The sequence below is a fragment of the Mesorhizobium sp. M2A.F.Ca.ET.043.05.1.1 genome (assembly GCF_003952445.1).
Taxonomy (GTDB): Bacteria; Pseudomonadota; Alphaproteobacteria; order Rhizobiales; family Rhizobiaceae; genus Mesorhizobium.
Map to the genome: position 1 here is coordinate 2,641,839 of NZ_CP034446.1, position 17,182 is coordinate 2,659,020.

25 protein-coding genes and 1 riboswitch are annotated in these 17,182 nt (G+C 64.0%); of the genes, 11 read left to right on the forward strand and 14 right to left on the reverse strand.

Translation table 11 applies throughout. The annotated features are described in order from the left end of the window. The first annotated feature begins 255 nt into the window (after positions 1–255). On the forward strand, positions 256–981 hold the full coding sequence (locus EJ069_RS13035; protein WP_126061628.1) for an outer membrane protein: 726 nt from the start codon (positions 256–258) through the stop codon (positions 979–981). A gap of 203 nt (positions 982–1,184) precedes the next feature. Here EJ069_RS13035 and EJ069_RS13040 read toward each other — a convergent pair whose 3' ends face one another. The 4 genes from EJ069_RS13040 to EJ069_RS13055 are packed head-to-tail and all read right to left on the reverse strand — an operon-like array spanning position 1,185 to position 3,864. Beyond that, complete coding sequence (locus EJ069_RS13040; protein WP_245456537.1) at positions 1,185–2,372, reverse strand: MFS transporter; 1,188 nt, start codon at positions 2,370–2,372, stop codon at positions 1,185–1,187. Further along, a complete protein-coding gene (gene arsC, locus EJ069_RS13045) occupies positions 2,373–2,786 on the reverse strand; it encodes an arsenate reductase (glutaredoxin) (RefSeq protein ID WP_126061629.1) in 414 nt (137 codons plus the stop codon). It abuts the gene before it with no gap. Next, entirely contained in the window at positions 2,783–3,481 is a 699-nt protein-coding gene (locus EJ069_RS13050; protein ID WP_126064720.1) for an MIP/aquaporin family protein, read from the reverse strand. Before EJ069_RS13050 ends, arsC begins: the two co-directional genes overlap by 4 nt. Before the next feature lie 32 nt (positions 3,482–3,513). Then, positions 3,514–3,864 (reverse strand): metalloregulator ArsR/SmtB family transcription factor, encoded by a 351-nt coding sequence (locus EJ069_RS13055; protein ID WP_126061630.1) that lies wholly within the window; start codon positions 3,862–3,864, stop codon positions 3,514–3,516. A 42-nt stretch (positions 3,865–3,906) separates the two neighbouring features. Here EJ069_RS13055 and EJ069_RS13060 point away from each other — a divergent pair, with 42 nt between their 5' ends. Beyond that, positions 3,907–4,428, forward strand: a complete 522-nt coding sequence (locus tag EJ069_RS13060; RefSeq protein WP_126061631.1) for a DUF6428 family protein — start codon at positions 3,907–3,909, stop codon at positions 4,426–4,428. A gap of 237 nt (positions 4,429–4,665) precedes the next feature. On the opposite strand, the gene EJ069_RS13065 is transcribed toward EJ069_RS13060, so the two are convergent. Both EJ069_RS13065 and EJ069_RS13070 read right to left on the reverse strand, forming a co-directional pair. Continuing rightward, complete coding sequence (locus tag EJ069_RS13065) at positions 4,666–4,938, reverse strand: PilZ domain-containing protein (protein WP_126061632.1); 273 nt, start codon at positions 4,936–4,938, stop codon at positions 4,666–4,668. 118 nt (positions 4,939–5,056) lie between these two features. Then, the gene (locus EJ069_RS13070; protein WP_126061633.1) at positions 5,057–5,629 is read right to left on the reverse strand and encodes a histidine phosphatase family protein; all 573 of its coding nucleotides are present in this window, start codon (positions 5,627–5,629) and stop codon (positions 5,057–5,059) included. A 105-nt stretch (positions 5,630–5,734) separates the two neighbouring features. Continuing rightward, positions 5,735–5,812, forward strand: a riboswitch (adenosylcobalamin (AdoCbl) riboswitch). Between the two features lie 48 nt (positions 5,813–5,860). On the opposite strand from EJ069_RS13070, the gene EJ069_RS13075 reads away from it, so the two are divergent. The 3 genes from EJ069_RS13075 (at position 5,861) to EJ069_RS13085 (ending at position 7,644) form a co-directional block, all read left to right on the forward strand. After that, positions 5,861–6,070 (forward strand): CbtB domain-containing protein, encoded by a 210-nt coding sequence (locus tag EJ069_RS13075; RefSeq protein ID WP_126061634.1) that lies wholly within the window; start codon positions 5,861–5,863, stop codon positions 6,068–6,070. A 102-nt stretch (positions 6,071–6,172) separates the two neighbouring features. Next, entirely contained in the window at positions 6,173–6,913 is a 741-nt protein-coding gene (locus EJ069_RS13080; RefSeq protein WP_126061635.1) for a CbtA family protein, read from the forward strand. A gap of 86 nt (positions 6,914–6,999) precedes the next feature. Then, a complete protein-coding gene (locus EJ069_RS13085) occupies positions 7,000–7,644 on the forward strand; it encodes a hypothetical protein (RefSeq protein WP_126061636.1) in 645 nt (214 codons plus the stop codon). 35 nt (positions 7,645–7,679) lie between these two features. Here the strand turns inward: EJ069_RS13085 and EJ069_RS13090 are convergent, their stop codons facing one another. Together EJ069_RS13090 and EJ069_RS13095 are read right to left on the reverse strand one after the other, a co-directional pair. Continuing rightward, on the reverse strand, positions 7,680–8,258 hold the full coding sequence (locus EJ069_RS13090) for a dienelactone hydrolase family protein (RefSeq protein WP_126061637.1): 579 nt from the start codon (positions 8,256–8,258) through the stop codon (positions 7,680–7,682). Positions 8,259–8,399: 141 nt separating this feature from the next. Beyond that, on the reverse strand, positions 8,400–9,032 hold the full coding sequence (locus EJ069_RS13095) for a TetR/AcrR family transcriptional regulator (protein WP_126061638.1): 633 nt from the start codon (positions 9,030–9,032) through the stop codon (positions 8,400–8,402). A gap of 103 nt (positions 9,033–9,135) precedes the next feature. Between EJ069_RS13095 and EJ069_RS13100 the strand changes: the two genes are divergently transcribed. Both EJ069_RS13100 and EJ069_RS13105 read left to right on the forward strand, forming a co-directional pair. Beyond that, positions 9,136–9,540 (forward strand): VOC family protein, encoded by a 405-nt coding sequence (locus tag EJ069_RS13100; RefSeq protein ID WP_126061639.1) that lies wholly within the window; start codon positions 9,136–9,138, stop codon positions 9,538–9,540. Positions 9,541–9,752: 212 nt separating this feature from the next. Further along, complete coding sequence (locus EJ069_RS13105; RefSeq protein WP_126061640.1) at positions 9,753–10,700, forward strand: DMT family transporter; 948 nt, start codon at positions 9,753–9,755, stop codon at positions 10,698–10,700. Positions 10,701–10,704: 4 nt separating this feature from the next. Here EJ069_RS13105 and EJ069_RS13110 read toward each other — a convergent pair whose 3' ends face one another. The 4 genes from EJ069_RS13110 to EJ069_RS13125 form a co-directional block, all read right to left on the reverse strand. Next, positions 10,705–11,418, reverse strand: a complete 714-nt coding sequence (locus tag EJ069_RS13110; RefSeq protein ID WP_126061641.1) for a sulfite exporter TauE/SafE family protein — start codon at positions 11,416–11,418, stop codon at positions 10,705–10,707. Beyond that, the gene (locus tag EJ069_RS13115) at positions 11,415–12,767 is read right to left on the reverse strand and encodes a cation diffusion facilitator family transporter (protein WP_126061642.1); all 1,353 of its coding nucleotides are present in this window, start codon (positions 12,765–12,767) and stop codon (positions 11,415–11,417) included. The genes EJ069_RS13110 and EJ069_RS13115 overlap by 4 nt, the downstream gene beginning before the upstream one ends. Before the next feature lie 8 nt (positions 12,768–12,775). Then, positions 12,776–13,033, reverse strand: a complete 258-nt coding sequence (locus tag EJ069_RS13120) for a metal-sensing transcriptional repressor (RefSeq protein ID WP_040973109.1) — start codon at positions 13,031–13,033, stop codon at positions 12,776–12,778. Positions 13,034–13,142: 109 nt separating this feature from the next. Continuing rightward, the gene (locus tag EJ069_RS13125; RefSeq protein WP_126061643.1) at positions 13,143–13,967 is read right to left on the reverse strand and encodes a Ku protein; all 825 of its coding nucleotides are present in this window, start codon (positions 13,965–13,967) and stop codon (positions 13,143–13,145) included. 308 nt (positions 13,968–14,275) lie between these two features. On the opposite strand from EJ069_RS13125, the gene EJ069_RS13130 reads away from it, so the two are divergent. Continuing rightward, positions 14,276–14,611, forward strand: coding sequence for a hypothetical protein (locus tag EJ069_RS13130; RefSeq protein ID WP_126061644.1), 336 nt, complete (start codon positions 14,276–14,278; stop codon positions 14,609–14,611). Between the two features lie 68 nt (positions 14,612–14,679). Here the strand turns inward: EJ069_RS13130 and EJ069_RS13135 are convergent, their stop codons facing one another. Continuing rightward, positions 14,680–14,829, reverse strand: a complete 150-nt coding sequence (locus EJ069_RS13135; protein WP_108702822.1) for a hypothetical protein — start codon at positions 14,827–14,829, stop codon at positions 14,680–14,682. Positions 14,830–15,071: 242 nt separating this feature from the next. Here EJ069_RS13135 and EJ069_RS13140 point away from each other — a divergent pair, with 242 nt between their 5' ends. From EJ069_RS13140 to EJ069_RS32745, 3 genes are all read left to right on the forward strand, one after another. After that, on the forward strand, positions 15,072–15,254 hold the full coding sequence (locus EJ069_RS13140; protein WP_036258067.1) for a hypothetical protein: 183 nt from the start codon (positions 15,072–15,074) through the stop codon (positions 15,252–15,254). A gap of 62 nt (positions 15,255–15,316) precedes the next feature. Further along, a complete protein-coding gene (locus EJ069_RS13145; RefSeq protein WP_126061645.1) occupies positions 15,317–15,697 on the forward strand; it encodes a YkvA family protein in 381 nt (126 codons plus the stop codon). Positions 15,698–15,843: 146 nt separating this feature from the next. Then, complete coding sequence (locus EJ069_RS32745) at positions 15,844–16,002, forward strand: hypothetical protein (RefSeq protein ID WP_189341655.1); 159 nt, start codon at positions 15,844–15,846, stop codon at positions 16,000–16,002. A gap of 29 nt (positions 16,003–16,031) precedes the next feature. Here EJ069_RS32745 and EJ069_RS13150 read toward each other — a convergent pair whose 3' ends face one another. Continuing rightward, positions 16,032–16,184: a hypothetical protein gene (locus EJ069_RS13150; protein ID WP_189476340.1), complete on the reverse strand. Its 153-nt coding sequence runs from the start codon at positions 16,182–16,184 to the stop codon at positions 16,032–16,034. Positions 16,185–17,182 lie beyond the last annotated feature (998 nt).

Here is a 17,182-nt window from a genome sequence, read left to right on the forward strand (position 1 = left end):
GTGACAAATTTGCAAGACAGAAATTCCGGAACAACAACTGTTCCGTTATTGCAATTTTGACTTCCGTATTCGCCACACGCACCCGGATTTTCTCTGCTAGCGGTGCGTTGAAGGGGTGGCACTCGATTTTCATGTCCGCAATGAGCGGACATGTCTTCGCAAATTGGCTGACGGCCCCGGAAGCCCGCTCATGCATGGGCGGGAACAAATGTGGACGCAATTTCGAAACTGGCAATTCAACGAGGAACTTATCCGATGAAGATCATACCCACGTCCATGGCTGCCATGGCGATCGTCCTTGCCGCCGGCAGCGCTTTCGCGGCCGATGCGCTCGCCCCGGAAGCAGCCCCGATGCCGCCGACGGAGGAGAGCTTCAGCTGGACGGGGCCCTATCTCGGCGGGTTCGGTTCGTTTGCGGTTGGCGACATGAAGCTCAATTCGCGGCAGATCTTTGCCGACGGAAACCCGCCGCCGATCAACGGCGCGTTCGAGATTTCCGCAAGCGGCTTCCTCGGCGGCATCCAGGCAGGCTATGACTGGCAGTTCGCCGACCGCTGGGTGATCGGTGCGGTGGCGGATATTGCCGCGTCCAGCTACGGCGCTTCGGTCACGGCCTCGGTGGACGGCACCGAGATCTTCAATGGCGACGTGGATCTCAAATATCTCGGCACCGTTCGCGCGCGGCTGGGCCACGCTTGGGACCGCACGCTGATCTACGGCCATGGCGGCCTTGCCTTTGGCAAGACCGAGCAGACACTGACGGTCGGCGGGACGACGGTCTTCAACGAGGAGCAGACACGCACCGGCTGGACGATCGGCGCAGGCCTCGAGCACGCCATCACCGATCGCATCTCCTTCGGCACGGAGTATGCTTATGTCGACCTTGGCTCGAAGCAGATACTCGACAATGGCGAGGGGTTGACAGTCAAGGACGACGTGGCTTTCCACACGCTGAAGGCCTTCGTGAATTACCGTTTCTGAGCGCCTCGCGATCGTTCAGATACGCTACCCGCAGTTAAGCCTTGTTTGATGCATGTCGCTCAGCCGAAACCACGGCGCATTTGAGCGACATGCATTGGCACAATTCGCCAGAAGATGTGCGGCGGCTTCCGTCCGGAGCCGCCTGAAAGCGGATATCCGCGACAGATTCAGCGATTTCGTCGGGGGTCAAACCGATCCGAGGATCAGCGGCCCATGGCTGCAAGCAGGCAGATAGAGAGCCCCACATTGAGCGTCGCCGCGAGCGCCAGCGTGGTCAGGACGAGATTGCCGCCGCCCATGCCCAGAAGCAGCGCTCCGATGGAAGGAGCCGCCGCCTGGATGATGAGGCTCGGCGTTGCGAGCTTGCCCATCAGGACGGCGTATTGCTGCGGATCGAACAGCACCAGCGGCAGCGCGCCGCGCGCGATCGTGTGGATGCCGTTGCCCGCGCCGTAGAGGATCAGGGCGAGCGCGATGAATGCGTGGCCCACCAGGAGCAGCCAGATCCCGGCCGCGAGCAGCGATACGGATGCCAGCATCGTCCAGATCGGATGATGCCGGTTGCGGCCGATCAGCAGCTCGGCCACGCGCGCGCCGACCTGTGACGGGCCGACCAGGCCGCCAAGACCGACTGCCGCCGCCAGGCCGAGGCCCCGCAATTGCAGCAGCGTCAGCAGGTGGACGGAGAGCGTGGATGCGATCATCGCGGCCACTGTCAGGATGGAGGCAAGCAGAATGAAGCGTGCCCGCGTCCCGCCCGTGGCGTATGCCTCTCTCGACTTGCCTCTCACCGGGGCGGGCGCCGCGGGTGGAGGCGGCGGTATGATCCAAAGGTGGAGCGGCAGGCAGATCGCCAGATGGATCGCGGCATAGGAAAGGCAGGCGACGCGCCATCCGCCATGCTCGACCAGGAAGGCGCTGAGCGGCCAGCAGACGGTGCTGGCGAAACCACCGAAGAGCGTCAGGTTGGTGATGGCGCTGCGCGCTGCCTGACCATAGAGCCGCCCCAGCGTGGCGAAGCCAGCGTCGTAGAGACTGCTCGACATGCCGAGGCCCATCAGCAGCCAGGCAACCAGGTAAAGCGGATAGGCGGTTGCCGTCGCCAGCAACGAATGCGCGGCCGCCAGCAGCAGCGAGCCGGCGGCAAGCACCGGACGGCCGCCATGGCGCTGGATCAGCCGGCCCGTGATGGGGGACACAAGCCCGGCAAGCAGCAGTCCGCAGGACAGCCCGGCAACGACCGAGGCGAGCGACCAGCCGGTATCTTTTGCTATCGGGGCGGCAAGGACCGCGGGCAGATAGTAGGACGATCCCCAGGCGATGATCTGGGTGATGCCGAGAGACGTGACGAGGACGTGGCGGTTGCGGGCGATGGGCGCGGCGGCTTCCAATCAGGCTTGCCCCGGTTCGTGGCCGACCTTCTCGCCATCTTCCTTGACGAACCCGCGCACCGGATTGTCGAGCAGTTGCAGCACCGCCTCCGACGGCCGGCACAGTCTTGTCCCTTTTGGCGTCTCGACGATCGGCCGGTTGATGAGGATCGGATGGGCAAGCATGAAATCGATCAGCTCCTCGTCGCTCCATTTCGGGTTGGCGAGGCCGAGCTCGGCGTAAGGCGTGCCCTTCTCCCGCAGCAACTGGCGGGGTGTGATCCCCATCGCCGCGATCAGTTCGAGCAGCCGCTCGCGGCTCGGCGGCGTCTTCAGATATTCGATCACCACCGGCTCCTCGCCGCTGGCCCGGATCATTGCGAGCGTGTTGCGCGAGGTGCCGCAAGCGGGATTGTGGTAGATTGTGACCGTCATGGTTCTGCTTTCAGGGGATGGGATTGCTGAACGGTTTCGGGCTTGAGCAGCCAGCCCATCAGCGCAAGCGCGATCAGGGCGCCGAGCAGTTCGGCGACGATGAAGCCCGGCAGATCGACCGGCCTGATGCCGGAGAAGCTGTTGGTGAGCGACCGCGCCACGGCAACCGCAGGATTGGCGAAGGACGTGGACGCGGTGAACCAATAGGCCGCCGTTATATAGAGCCCGACCAGCCACGGCACGGCCCGCCGTTCGAAGCGCAACCCGGCGAGAATGACGGCGACAAGGCCGAATGCCGCGACGCCTTCGGAAAACCACTGCGCCGGCCCAGTCCGCGGCTTCGTCGCGATCTCCAGAACCGGCAGGGCGAACATGAGATGCGCGGCGATGGTGCCGGCGACGCCGCCGGCGAACTGCGCGGCGATATAGGCAGGGAGATCGCGGGCAGGCAGAGACCGGTTGAGGCAGAACACCAGCGAAACGGCGGGATTGAAATGCGCGCCTGAGATCGGACCGAGGATGGTGATCAACACCACCAGCATGGCGCCGGTCGCGAGCGTGTTGCCGAGCAGCGCCAGCGCGGTGTCGTGCGTCAGCGTCTCGGCCATGATGCCGGAACCGACGACCGTCGCCACCAGCAGACCGGTGCCCAGGGCTTCGGCGACCAACCGGCGCAATGGATCGAAGCCGCTCATCGGTTTGCCCCGCTGGGCCAAGGGCGCGGCAGTCATTGCCTGGTCCCCTCGCCCGGCCGGCAGCAAGGCGCGGCAAGCGCCGGCGCGCAGATTTCCGGGCGGCCCGAGCAGCAATCCTCCATCAGGAACCGGATCAGGCCGGACAGCGCGTCGTACTCGGCGCTGTAGACGATCGAGCGGGCATCACGCCGCGCGGTGACAAGGCCGGACCGTTCCAGTTCCTTGAGGTGGAAGCTGACATTGGAGGGGGAGACCTCGACCTGTTCGGCGAGCGAGCCGGCGGAAACGCCTTCCGGCCCGGCAACGACCAACAGGCGCAGCAGGCGCAGGCGGGTTTCCTGCGACAACGCGCCAAAGGCGATCAGGGCTTGACGTTCATCCACGTTTCAATAATCCTTGAAATATTGAAATGAGGAATAGCCGACATGCTGTCTTCTGACAATCATGAAATCGCCGCCCCGATCGACCCCTCCGACCTGACCATTGGCGACCTACTGGGCGCGCTGGCCGACTACAAGGACAGGCCACTGGTGTTCCGCTATGACGGGCGGCCGGTTAAACCAGGCTATCATGTCACCGAGGTGAAGGCGGGCCAGTTCTCGGCGCTGGATTGCGAGGCCAATCCGGAATCCTGGTCGGAGATCTTCGTCCAGCTATGGGACGTGGACGAAGGCGGGCCGGTCCATATGCCTGCCGGCAAGTTCGCGGCGATCATCCGCAAGGTCTCGGATCACGTGGCCCTCGACCAGTCGGCCAAGCTGACCTTCGAGGTCAGCGACGGCGTGCGCCCGATGGAACTGCACCGCGCGGCCCAGCCAAGCGTCGTTGGCGGCGCCATCGAGGTCGAGCTTTCGCCACGGCCGGCGAGCTGCAAGCCGCGTGACCGCTGGCTGAAGGAACAGGCGGCCGTGGGAAAACCGTGTTGCGGAGAGAGCCGCTGCTGCTGACCGGCGAACGCAGCCTAAGCGCCGCCGCTTCAGAATCTGATCATGCCATTGTGCTGCAACAAATAGAGGCCCACGAGAATGATAGCGATCAGCGCCACCCAAACGGCTGTCCTGCTCATGCGCGAAAATCCCAGTTGATCGGCCCTCATGAACGCACGCGCCGCGGTTGCGTTCCCGATGTGCCGGGTTGCATTCCATCCGGACAGGATCAAGTCACGAATTGCCGAGGACCACGCGTCAGCCCCTCGGCGCGTTGCTGTAGAGCGCCACGCCGATGCGATCGTTGCGCCGCCACCGCACCAGGGCGCGATAGATCATATCGTCGGCTGGGACCTCGAGCAGGAAGCGTTCCGGGATCTCCGTATCGGCGGCGACGCGCAACTCCGCGCCCTGCTCGTGCTGATTCCTGACCGAGCAGCCGATCCTGACGTCACCGGCAATGATCGTGGCTTCCTTGAGCACGAATTCGCGCGCATGAAGACGGCGCTCGGTCTCGGGATAATTGGCCATATCCGGCGGCTCCTAAGGCAAGGCTCTCCTCGCCACAGGGCAGCACCATAGCAGCAAGGCGTTTCCGTTCCGTTAGCGGTTGCTGAAACAGCAGGATTCGAAAAGCTGTTCTCCAGCGCTATCTCGCCCCGGCGACTCCGCTCGCGTGCAGCACCCAGCGGCGGCCGTCGCTGCGGAACTCGGTGAACGACAGCGGCTCGATGTCGATCTTCCAAACCGAGGAGAGCGGCGCGCCCAGCACATGCACGATGGCGGCGCGGATCGGCACGGCATGGGTGAGCGCGATGGTGTGCCCGCCCTCGCCGGCCAGCCGCTCCATCAGCGCGGCACCCCGCCGGGCGACGGCGGCAAGCGATTCGCCGCCATGGGGTGCAGCGTCCGGATCGGCAAACCAGGCCGCCATGCCTGCCGGGTCCTCGGCCTGCACCTGCTCGAAGCTTTTGCCGGCCCAGCGCGCGAAATCCTGCTCGGCAAGCAGCGGCTCGACCGTGGCATCCAGGCCGAGCGCCTCGGCCGTCCTGCGCGCGGCAAGCGCCGGACTTGTCCAGACGCGGTCGGCCCGGCGCAGCGACGAAGCGATCGCGCCGGCGCGATCGAGGGCGCTCGGCTCCGGCGCCTCGTCCGTCGGAAAGCGGCCCTTGCGCGCGGCCTGCGTCGCGCCGCTTGCGATCATCGTCAGGCGGGCGAACATCCCAAAACTCCGTGGTCCAGTGAAATTTCGGCCAGGCGAAGCCGCGTTGGCCATTACATGTCGTTGACAGGCGAACGAACTGCTGACAAGTGTTTTAGCGCTATACGGGATTGGAAGCCGGTGCGAGTCCGGCACGGTCGCGCCACTGTGATCGGCACCAGCCGAAAGTCAGGCCTTATCCCGCAGCCACAGTTGGATCAACGGGACGCAGCATCCCAGTAGGAGGTCAAAATGTCCGACACCACCTTCGCCCCGACCTACGGCCCGGTTGCGATTCCCGTCCGCGAGCTTCTGCCCTGGGCAATCTTTGCCGGCCTGATGCTGATGCTGATGATCTATTTCGTCGGCGCGGAAGAAGGCGCGACGTCGCTGATCCGCGGCACGGTAGTGCATGAATTCGTGCATGACGGCCGCCACCTGCTCGGCTTCCCCTGCCACTAGGAGCGATTCAGCGAAGGCTGAACCGTCCTAAGTTTTGGTCTGACGCAATTCCGGGAGGAAAACGCTTAATTTTTCCGGAAAATTGCTTGAAGGGACTCTGACATGGTCGGAAAACTTTTGCTGCGCGGCATGCTTGTCGGGCTGGTGGCGGGGATTTTGGCGTTCGCCTTCGCCCGCGTCTATGGCGAGCCGCAGGTCGACAAGGCGATCGCCTTCGAGGAACAGCAGGCGCAGGCCGCCGGCGAGGCGCCGGAGCCCGAGATGGTCAGCCGCGCCACGCAGGCAGGCATCGGTCTGGCGACCGGCGTGCTGGTCTATGGCGCGGCGCTTGGTGGGCTGTTCTCGCTGGTCTTCGCCTATGCCTATGGCCGGCTGAGCTCGCTCGGCCCGCGCGGCACCTCGGCGCTGCTGGCGCTGCTCGGTTTCCTTGCCGTGATCGTGGTTCCGAGCCTCAAATACCCGGCCAACCCGCCCGCGGTCGGCAATCCCGAAACCATCGCCTACCGCACCGAACTGTTCTTCATCATGATCGTCATCTCGATCGCCGCGATGGTGGCGGCGGTCGGCCTGGCGCAGCGGCTGTGGAGCAGGCTCGGCGCCTGGAATGCCTCGATCGTGGCTGGGCTCGCCTTCCTCGTCGTCTTCGCGCTGGTGAAGGCGGCCCTGCCCGACATCAACGAAGTGCCGGAGAACTTCTCGGCGACGGTGCTGTGGCAATTCCGCGTCGCCTCGCTCGGCATCCAGCTGGTGCTGTGGACCGTCGTCGGACTCGGCTTCGGCGCTGTTGCCGAGCGCGTGGTCGCAGTGCGCGACCAGCGCGGCTCCGCCCGCCGCTACGCCTGAAACCCATGCGCTGGCCGCCACGGTTCTTTGCCCTGGCGGCCAAAGCGGCTCAACGGTCGACACGACCGCTGAGCCGCTTTGGTCTTTTGTTTTCTCGCAATTCCGGACGGAAAACCGCGGCACACTTTTCCTGGAATTGCTCGGTTGCGGCACTGTTCGCCCTGCTGGCGACAGCCTCGGCGCTGGCGCATAGCGGCTCCTCGGCCCCGCCTCCCGCGGGCATCCAGATCCCCAGCCTCACCCACGGCCAGATGGCGGTGATCGCGCGCTATCGCGGCGACATCCTCGACCTTGCCCAACGCCAGACCGCGACCGATCCGACCTTCAGGCGGCTCTACAATCACGGCAATCTGCAATTCACATACTGCCTCTGGGGCCTGATGCCGGGAAGCCTGGGCGACGAGGAAAGCCCCTTCAACGAATGCAGCCACGCCTATCTCGCCACCGCCAAGGAGCTGCTCGCCTATATGGCGAAGATGCCAGCGGCCGAGCGCCAGGCGAAAGCGCTCATCTCCGACATCGACGCAGACATGGTGCGCAGCGGCGCATCCTGGATCCTGTGCCAGTTCAGCGGCGAGGCTTTCAGCACCGGCGCGGTGATCGAGCCCAGATGGCGGGACATGGTCTTCCACCTGCCGAGCCTGGCGGTGCTGCTGGTCACGGTGGCGGCGCTGATGACGGCTGCGTGGTCGATCTTCCGTTTGCCCTCGTCGCGGGCCGGCACCGTCTAGAACGATTCAGCGTCTCACAATATCACCGAACCGTTTCAAGTCTTTCGTGCGATCGTTTCCAGGAAAGCCAGAACGCGCGACCAAGTCAGTTCGGCTGCGGGCGCATTATAGTCCGGCAGCGCTCGATCGGTGTAGAAATGGCCGATCCCCGGATAGGTGAAAATCTCCGCCTTGACTTGGCAGCGCTTTGCCGCCGCCGACCAGCCGGCAACTTGTTCAGGCAGCGCAAACGTATCCGGGTCGGCGACGTGGACCGCGACCGGAATGTGTCGACGAACATTTGTGGGAATATCGGCAAGGCCATGCAGCAGCACAACGCCCGCGGCAGCGATTCTTTCTGGCCAAACGGCACTGACCACCCCAGCTCCCATCGAATGGCCTGCGAGCACCGCGTCTCGAGAAGTCTGGAGGAGCGCCGCCCTGGCACGGCCGCAGATGATTTCCCATCCGACCTTGCCCATCAGGTCAAGCCCTTCGTCGACCGACGGCGCCGTTAATCCCGCGTACAGGTCCGGCGTCACAACATCATGGCCGGCGCCTCGCATTCTCTCAGCGGCTTGCTGCTCCACCGCCCGAAGGCCCAGCACCGAGTGAAAGAGTACGATAGTAGCCATTCGCTTTCCCTCCGCCGTCCCCTAGCCGATCGCGTTGGACTCTCAGGCGCTGCTTAACTGACTGAGGCCGGCCGACCTCCTACGACACCAGGCAACGTAACGCGGCCCGTTGCGCTGAGCAGATCGTGCCAGGCGGCGCGACTATTTCGAGCGTGCCCCATAGGCGGCAAGGAATGCTTCGACCGAGGCATCGGCGTGGCGCTCAAGGTCGGCTTTCGAGCGCGGATTGCTTCCGGTGAACATGGCTTCGTTCATCGGAATCCAAAGCAGCATGCCAAAGAAATGGCTGGCCGCCAAACGGGGATCGCCGGTCTGCAACAGGCCTCGGCTGGTGAGCTTTTCAAAGCACTCCGCCACCGAGGCAAGCATGCGCTCAAAGCCTTTGTCGTACCAACTGCGGCCAAGCTGCGGCATCCGATCGGCATTGGCGATAATCAGACGCCGGAGCCTCAGCAACTCGTCGTTCATCAGCGTCGTGGTCAATCGCCGGGCAAGCTGCTGCAGGCCCCCCTCCAAGAATTTTGCCTCGGAAAGCAGCATTGTGACGGACTCGACAACGTCGTTGACCTGAGAAGCGGTGGACTCCACGACTTCGGTGAAAAGCGTCTCCTTGTCCGTGAAATGCTTGTAGACAGTCTGCTTCGAAGCGCTCGCCCTGGTGGCGATCTCCTCCATGCTGGTCCCATCGTAGCCCTTGGCGATGAAGGCGGCGGTCGCCGCCTCGATGATCTCACGATCCTTACGGGCCGATCTGGTCTCAACAGCAATTTTCATAGCGCCCCTCTATCAGTACTAGACGGTACCGTTCCCGCATGATAGCCAACGCAACAGTACTAGACTGACTAGTACCCGTCAATGAAACGGAGGTTTCAACCCGATGACCCAGATGCTCTTCCTCAATCTGCCGGTGCGCGATCTGCAGGCGGCGACCAAGTTTTATCTCGCGATCGGCGGCACGCTCAACCCGCAGTTCTCGAACGACCAAGCCAGCTCGATCATGTTCTCCGAATCGATCGGGGTCATGTTGCTGACGCACCAGCACTACAGCCAGTTCACGGCCCGTCCGATAGGCGATGCCAAGCGCGAGAGCCAAATGCTGATCGCGCTGACCGTCGACAGCAAGGACGCGGTCAACGCGGTCATCGAGAAAGGTGTTGCAGCGGGCGGCCGCGCCGATCCCAACCCGGCGCAGGATCTCGGCTTCATGTTCAACCGCCACATTGAAGACCCGGACGGCAATGTCTGGGAGTTCTTGTGGATGAACCCCGCTGCCATGCAATAGACCGTCCGTATCCTTTTTGCCGGAATGACACCGTGGAAGCGGCGGGGCACCGCCCCGTCGCTCCTGTGTTCGGGCGAAGCCCGTCGTCGTCCTCGACTTGATGTCTCGGTGCATGCCCCTGCGGCCGCCGGTCCGGCTAGCGCATTGCGGCGAGCTGGCGTAAGCATCGGCGCCTGCCCAATCCTGGGGTGGAATCGCCGCAGCCGCCAGCCATGTTCGTCTCCGAAGCCCTTGCCGTCACCGCCGCCTTGTGCAGCGCGCTGAGCTCCATGTTCCTCAGCGAGCTCAAGGGGCGCGTTCCCCTGCTCCAGCTTGCCCGCTGGCAGATGCTCGCGACCTTCGTGATGACCGGCTCTGTGTCGCTGGCGATCGGCGGCTGGCACACGATCGGCGCGAGGGAATTCTGGCTGCTCGCCGGGTCGAGCTTCGCCGGCATCAGCATCGCCAGCACAACCTATTTCGCCACCATCTATTCGGTCGGCCCGCGCATCACGGCGCTGCTGTTCTCGCTCACCTCGCCCTTCGCGCTGGCGCTCGGCTATCTCGTGCTCGGCGAAACCATCAGCCGCTGGCAGGCGCTGGGCGTGGCGCTGGTGCTGGCGGGCATCGTGCTTGCCATCGGCATGCCGCGGCGCTTCCTCAAGCGCGGCGACCTGGCGCCGGCAATGCCGGTCGTCACCCCTTCCACCGTGCCGGTCAGCACCGTGCCCGGCCCGCCGCTCACCGGCCGCATGGGACCAGGCATCGTGCTCGGCGTGACGACGGCGCTCGGCCAGGCGATCGGCACGCTTCTGGCGCGGCCGGCCATGGCGGCCGGCGTCGAGCCGTTCACGGCCATGGCACTGCGTTCCGGGCTGGCCGTCATCCTGTTCATCGCGCTCACGGCAACGCCGTTCGGCAAGGGCAAAAGGGAGGCCGTCCAGTTTGGCACGGTCGGGCTCGCCGTGCTGTCCGCCTTCGTCGGCACCTCGCTCGGCATGTCCTGCCTGATGGCCGCGTTGCGCACCGGCAATGTCGGCATCATCTCCACGCTGTCCTCGATGACGCCGGTCATCATCCTGCCGATGGTGTGGCTGCGCAGCGGCCAAAGGCCGACCGCGGCCGCCTGGGCCGGAGCGCTGCTGGCCATCGCCGGCACGGCGCTGATCAGCGTACGGTGACGCGCTACCCGAAGATCTGATGCAATGCCGCGCCAACCAGAATCAGCCCGGTCCCGATCTCCAGAAAGGTGGCCACGCCGGCCGTGCTCGATCCAAGCCGTTCCAGCGCGGCAACCGATCCGCTGCGGAACAGCACCGCCAGCAGCACGACGATACCGAGCGTGATCGCGACGCCCACCATCATCGCGACAGCGAAGACAAGTCCGGCCCAGGGTATGCCGCGCGAGATGGCATAAGTCATGACGAACAGCGTCAGCGGGCAAGGGATCAGTCCAACCATGAAGCCAACCGCTTCGCCCTCATGGACGTGATGATGGTGACGGCCGCGCAGCGCGCGCCAGATTATCCACACGCCGATCAGACCGAGCAGCCCACGGCTCAGCATTTCCAGCGCGGGAGCGCGGCCGACGCTGCCCAGCGAGATCGACACGAGCGGCAGCGCCAGCACCGCGATAAGCACCGCCATCGTGATATGGGTGAAGGAAAGGGCAAGCGAGGCGAGCAATCCGCGAGCCAGTTTCACCTGCGAGCCGGCGATATAGGCGGCGAGCAGTGTCTTCGAATGGCCCGGCGTCAGGGCGTGAGCCGCCCCGAACACGACGCCCATCGGCAGGACCGCAAGGAGCGTAAGCCAGTTGCCGTCGCCGGCAAACGCCTTGAGGTGCTGCGCCACCGCCAGGTAAATCTCGCGTTGATAGTCAAAGAGCGCCTGTATCATCCATGCGCGTGCTCGTGGTGGTGGCGTTCCGGCTCGGCCATGGCGAAGGGCAGGTCCTCGCTGTCCTGACCGGCCGCCAGTTGCAGCCTGGCGCTGAACTCATGCGGCTCGGCTGGCGCGACAAGGCTTTGCAGATAGTGATGGTCGCCGCCGACCGGGGACAGCGGCAGGCTTTCGACGGCACCGCCGGCGCGTTCGATGGCGACGTTCGCTTGCAAGCCCTCGGCATGGCGCGAGAGGCGCAGCCGCATGCGCTCGCCCTGCGGCGTGTCGACGATCTCGAGCAGCCCGCTGGCCAGCTTGCCCGACACCAGGAACGGGTCAGGCGCGTGGTGGTGGCCACCCTCGGCCTCGGGCGCGGCAAAGCGCACCGTGGCGACGTCAAGCGCGGGAATGTGCGCGAAGAGCTCCGTCTTCAGCGACGCGGCGATGTTGTTGGCGGCGGCGAGCAGCAGCCCGTCATTGACCGCGATCTCCACATCGACATGCAGCTTGTGGCCGAGCCAGCGGGCCTTCGCGTCGACCACCCTGTCGATCCCGGCGACATGATCAGCGGCGTGATGAACCTCGTCGACCAGCCCCGGCTCCACACCGTCGAGCATGCGCGTCAGCACGGAACGCGCCGACTGCCAGACGATGCCGAAGATGGCGATGGTGATGATGAGGCCGATGACCGGGTCGGCGAGCGGGTAGCCAAGCCAGACGCCGACCGCGCCGGCAACGACGGCAAGGCTGGTCAGCCCGTCGGTGCGCGCGTGGTAGCCGTCGGCGATCAGGGCCGCGCTGTTGATCTGACGGCCGACGCGAATGCGGAAGACGGCCACCGCCTCATTGCCGAGGAAGCCGATGACGCCGGCGGCGGCCAGCCAACCCAGGAACCGCACCGGCTGCGGATTGAACAGGCGATCGATCGCTTCGTAGCCGGCAACCAGCGCGCTCGCCAGGATGATCAGCACGATGACGATGCCCGCAAGATCCTCGACGCGACCGAGGCCATAGGTGAACGTTCGGGTCGGCCTGCGTCGTGCCAGCACGAAGGCAATCCAGAGCGGAATGGCGGTCGTCGCGTCGGCGATGTTGTGGATGGTGTCGGCAAGCAGTGCCACGCTGCCCGAAAAGATGACGACGGCGAGCTGCAGCGCGGCCGTTATCGCCAGGATGACGAACGACCATTTGATCGCCCAGATGCCGCGCTCAGTCGTGGCGATCGTCGCATCTATGACGCCATGCGTGTGCCCGTGCGGCCCATGATGGTCATGCCCCTGCCCGCCATGATCGTGCCCGCCATGACCGCCGTGGTCATGCCCGTGCGAGCCGAAGCCGAACCAGTCGAGAATCCTCGTCAACATGAGCGGCCTCACAGATATTTGGTGAGCTGCTTCAGCTCTTTCAGCGTGTCCCTGGTCGGCTCGCCGCCCTCGACAAGGCAATGCTCCATATGGTCGTGGATCAGCTCGCGCTTGGCGTTGCCGACGGCGCTTTCGACGGCATGGAGCTGTTGCGCAAGGTCGAGGCAGGAACGGCCCTGCTCGAACATTGTGAGCACGGCGGCAAGATGGCCGTGCGCGCGCTTGAGCCGGGCGATGATATCGGGATGGGAGCTGTGTATCGTCATGGCACGATCCTATCCCCCAGGGTAGGATATGGCAATTGGGGAAGGATCACGTCCGACAGGAGTGAGCGAATCCGCTGATCGAGCTTGAGGGATCCTATCGGTCGACCGATCAGGCCGACTTGCGCGCGGGCTTGGCTTTCGAGGGTGCCTTGATGCCTTCCTTGGCGAGACTCTTCCTCAGCACCGAGGCGAGGTCGACGACATTTTCCCTTGGCGGCGGCGCGGCCTTGGGCGGCTTCTTGCCCTTGCGCTTGGCATCGATCATCGCGATCAGCGCATCCTCATAGGTGTCCTCGAATTTCGAAGGATCGAACTTCGTCACCTTCTTGTCGATCAGAAGCTCGGCAATCTCGAGCAGGTCCTTGTCGTATTTCGGTGACGTCAGGTCTTCGAAAACGCTCTTCTCCGAGACCATCTCGTCCCGGGTGCGCAGTTCGGTGAGCAGCATGCCCTTGCCGAAAGGCTGGATGACGACCTCGCGGCCGCGCTGGTAGAGCACGACGCAGGACCTTGCGGCGACGCGCTTCTTCTTCATCGCCTCGCGCAGCACGCTGAAGGCCTCGAGCGCGGCGCCATCGGCGGGGATGAGGTAATAGGGCTTTTCCAGATAGCGGGTGTCGATCTCGTCAAGGGCGACGAACTCGTCAACTTCCAATGTGTGCGCCGAGGTGAGTTTCAGCTTCTTGATCTCATCCGGCTCGATCTCGATGAAATCGTCCTTCTCCGCCTCGAAGCCCTTGGTCTGGTCCTCGGTCTCGACGACATCGCCGGTCTGCTCGTCGACATAGGCGCTTTTCACCGGCAGGCCGTCCTTGCGGTTCAGGATCCTGAAATGGACTTTTCCGGTTTCGCTGGTCGCGCCGACTAGCTTCACGCCGCACGAGACCGACCCAACCTTGAGAAAACCCTTCCAGACCGCGCGTGGCGCAACCATGTACCATTCCTGTTGTCGTTGCGATCAACAGGAACATCTGGCGACCCGCGTGGTTCCGCGCGGGCCACCCCCAGTAGTCCAGTAGCCGCGACGGCAGGCAATGCGATAAGCCGCTCGGCCTTGCGGTCGATCAAAGCATGCGCTGCTGCGAAATCCCGGCTTCATGTGATCGGCCGGCCGTAGTGGCCGGCGGCGCAGAGGCAACCAAACACTTGTTTTTTCGTTTTTTTCAACAGCTGTCGGCATCCGTCATGTCGTCAGCCCATTGGCTCCCGGCCAACACCGCGCGGAGCAGAAAGGAGGTCGCAATGGCCCGGCCCGTTGTTGAAATAGGCGACAGGGTGGCTGTGATCGCCACCGTGGTCGAACGTATCAACGACCGCGTGACGCTGAGCCTCGACGGCAACGGCCATCGCTATTCGATGGTCGAGCCCAATGCGAAGGCCGGCGACAAACTCAGGCTCGAGGGTGACGTCGTCCATGTCGACGAGGATCTCGGACGCACGACGGTGCAGGTGCTGGGGCGCGTGACCGTCGACACCGGGTCGGTCGAGATGGTGACGAGGCGTTGCGACCTCGACCATATCGGCTCGAACGTGCCTGGCCACCCTCGCCCGCGCACGCAACCGACACCGCATGGATGAAACTAGGCGGCGATTGCTCCCGGTGAAACGCCGGTCGCTTTCCCAGAAGCTCACCTCGCTGAACTGTCCTAGTGCCGCTTGAAATATTGCACTTCGCGTTCGTGCTTTTCGGCGGCTTCGCGCGACTTGAAGGTGCCGAGATTGCGGCGCTTGCCGGTCCTGGGATCGATCTTGCGCGAATAGAGCCGGTATTCGCCGGTTTTCAGTTTGCGGATCATGGAAACCTCCTGTGCGGGCCACGACTCCAACCCGCCGGGGCCTGCCTCGGTTCCGGTCACCATGATGCCCGCGCGCGCCGGCGGCAAAAAACGCTTCTGTCGGTGAACCACTTCACGGACGCAAACGACCCAATGTCGGAATCGACATCGCAACGACACGATTAAGTCGAATTGTTTGTATTCAAATGACTTTCGCGACGTTATGCGGATGTTGCGAGCGTGCCGGATCTGAGGAGGGTGAGATGGTGACGGCGAAGCTTCACGGTGTTGAACTCGTCAGGGGACAGAAGTGGACGGTGCGCGTCACCGCCTACGGCACCACGCTCATCTTCCCCTTCGAAGCCGAGCAATATGCGCGTTCCTACGCCGATGGCCAGGCTTTCCGCCTTGGCGTCGAGGTTGTCGAGTTGAAGGACTGCGCCTGAGAGGCCAAATCCGGTATTCGTCCGTTGGCCTGAAGGCCCGTACGGCCCTATACAATGGGCTCATGTCGGCTCTCGACTCGGCAAAGCGATGGGCGCGCGCCATCAAGCGCGACGTGATGGCGCTCTGGATTGCGGCCCGTGATTCGCGGGTGCCCTGGTACGCAAAAGCCATCGCGGGCGCCGTCGCGGCCTATGCGCTGAGCCCGATCGATCTCATCCCGGATTTCATCCCGATCATCGGCTATCTGGACGACCTGCTGGTCGTGCCTCTCGGCATCATGCTCGCGGTCAGGCTGGTGCCGCCCGATCTGATGCGTGAATTCCGAGAAGAAGCCGCGCGGCGCGAGAAGCCGGTCAGCAAGGCGGGGCTCGCCTTCATGATCGCGGCCTGGGTTCTGGCGGCGCTGGCGCTCACCTGGCTGTTCTGGCCGAAGCCGGCCTAAAGCGGCATCGCGATCTTTCAGATTCGCCGATAGCGGTGCACATTCGGCTTGATTAGCGACCCCTTGTATTCGATGCAAATCAGGATCATGCTCAAGGGTGCGCGAAATTACGAGCGCTGCGGGTGGGTCAAAAGGGGTAAGGCGTTATGGAGTTTGCAGTCTGCTACGACCACAGCGGGTTCGATCTGGCGCGGTCGCTCTTCTTCGATCTCACTGCTTTCCTTGCGCTGATGACGCCATGGGCGATCGCGCGGCTGATCGAGATCGCGCGCGAGGATGGCGCGGCCGGATTGCAGCTCGCGTGACGGGCTGAAAGCCCGTTCCTGGAATTGTCCTAGCCCTCGCGGCCGACCTTTCGGATCGACAGGTCGCCGAACAGGGCCGAACAGTCGATCTCCTCCTGGAAATGCGCCTGCGGATCGAGCACCAGCCAGGAAGCGTGGGTGCGAAGCTCCTTCAGCCTGGCGTTCTTTTCCGCACGCGCCAAGCGCTCCGCCTCTTCTGTCGAGGCCTGAAACGGCCTTTCGGCCTTGTGATGGTGAGGACTCCTCGACATCGCGGCCTAGAACGCCCCCGACCTGCTTTTCGTTCCGCCGCATTGCAATGGCCCACGGCCATACATTCTTCGGCGCCGGGTTTCGACGACGGACCAGCCTTGGAGCGTTCAGGGAGTGGGGTAGCCCGGCTTGCCTTGGCGGTAAAAGAGTATGGCTCTCTTACAGGCAAGCCGGGCTAAAGCGCCGACCATTGGGTTTCCTTGGGGGTAGCCGGCGCACGGACACAGTGTCCGTTTCCACCTGCGCCCGCAATTGTCGCTGAGGTCCTATGCGCCGGCGCAATGGTCCGAGCGGCCATGGCCGAAACGTTCCTGCCTGGAATCACCCCGATCCCGGGCGCACGGAACGCTCAAGTCCGCGTGAGCCGGCTGCCTTTTTGGAGCGTGCTCTTGACGAAATGCTCGGCGTGCCGCGCCCATTCGGCTTCCGTGACGTCGTTCTCCCGAACAGACTGCCTGAAAGCTTCCCGTAATGCTTCGAGATCAAAGATCGACAGCCGCTGATTTCTTTTATGGTTTTTTGTGCCTACGTCCATACTGCGTTGCCACGAACAGCAAGGTAACGTCCATCGTATAGGCGGCGCGTGTCCGGCCGATCAAGGCCTTGGCCCTGACTTCTTTTGGGCGCAAATGCCGTCGCGACTTCCCGCGTCTTATGCAAGGCAGGGCCGCCCGGCCCGGGGCTGGGCATCCGACAGACATCGCTATATATTCATATCCGCAACGCCCGATGACAGGACCGCGCTGGAGCGAGACGGCGGCGGCGCAGCGCTATATTCTGCGGGGCATACGTCTTTTGGTCTGGACCTTGGGCCGGATTGGTGGTTGTGTCGGCGCTGCAAGAAATTCAGGTGGCAGCCGGCCCGCGTCTTCCCCGTCAACAGGAGCGACGCGGGCATTTGCCATTCGGGGTATGGGCAACCTTGCCG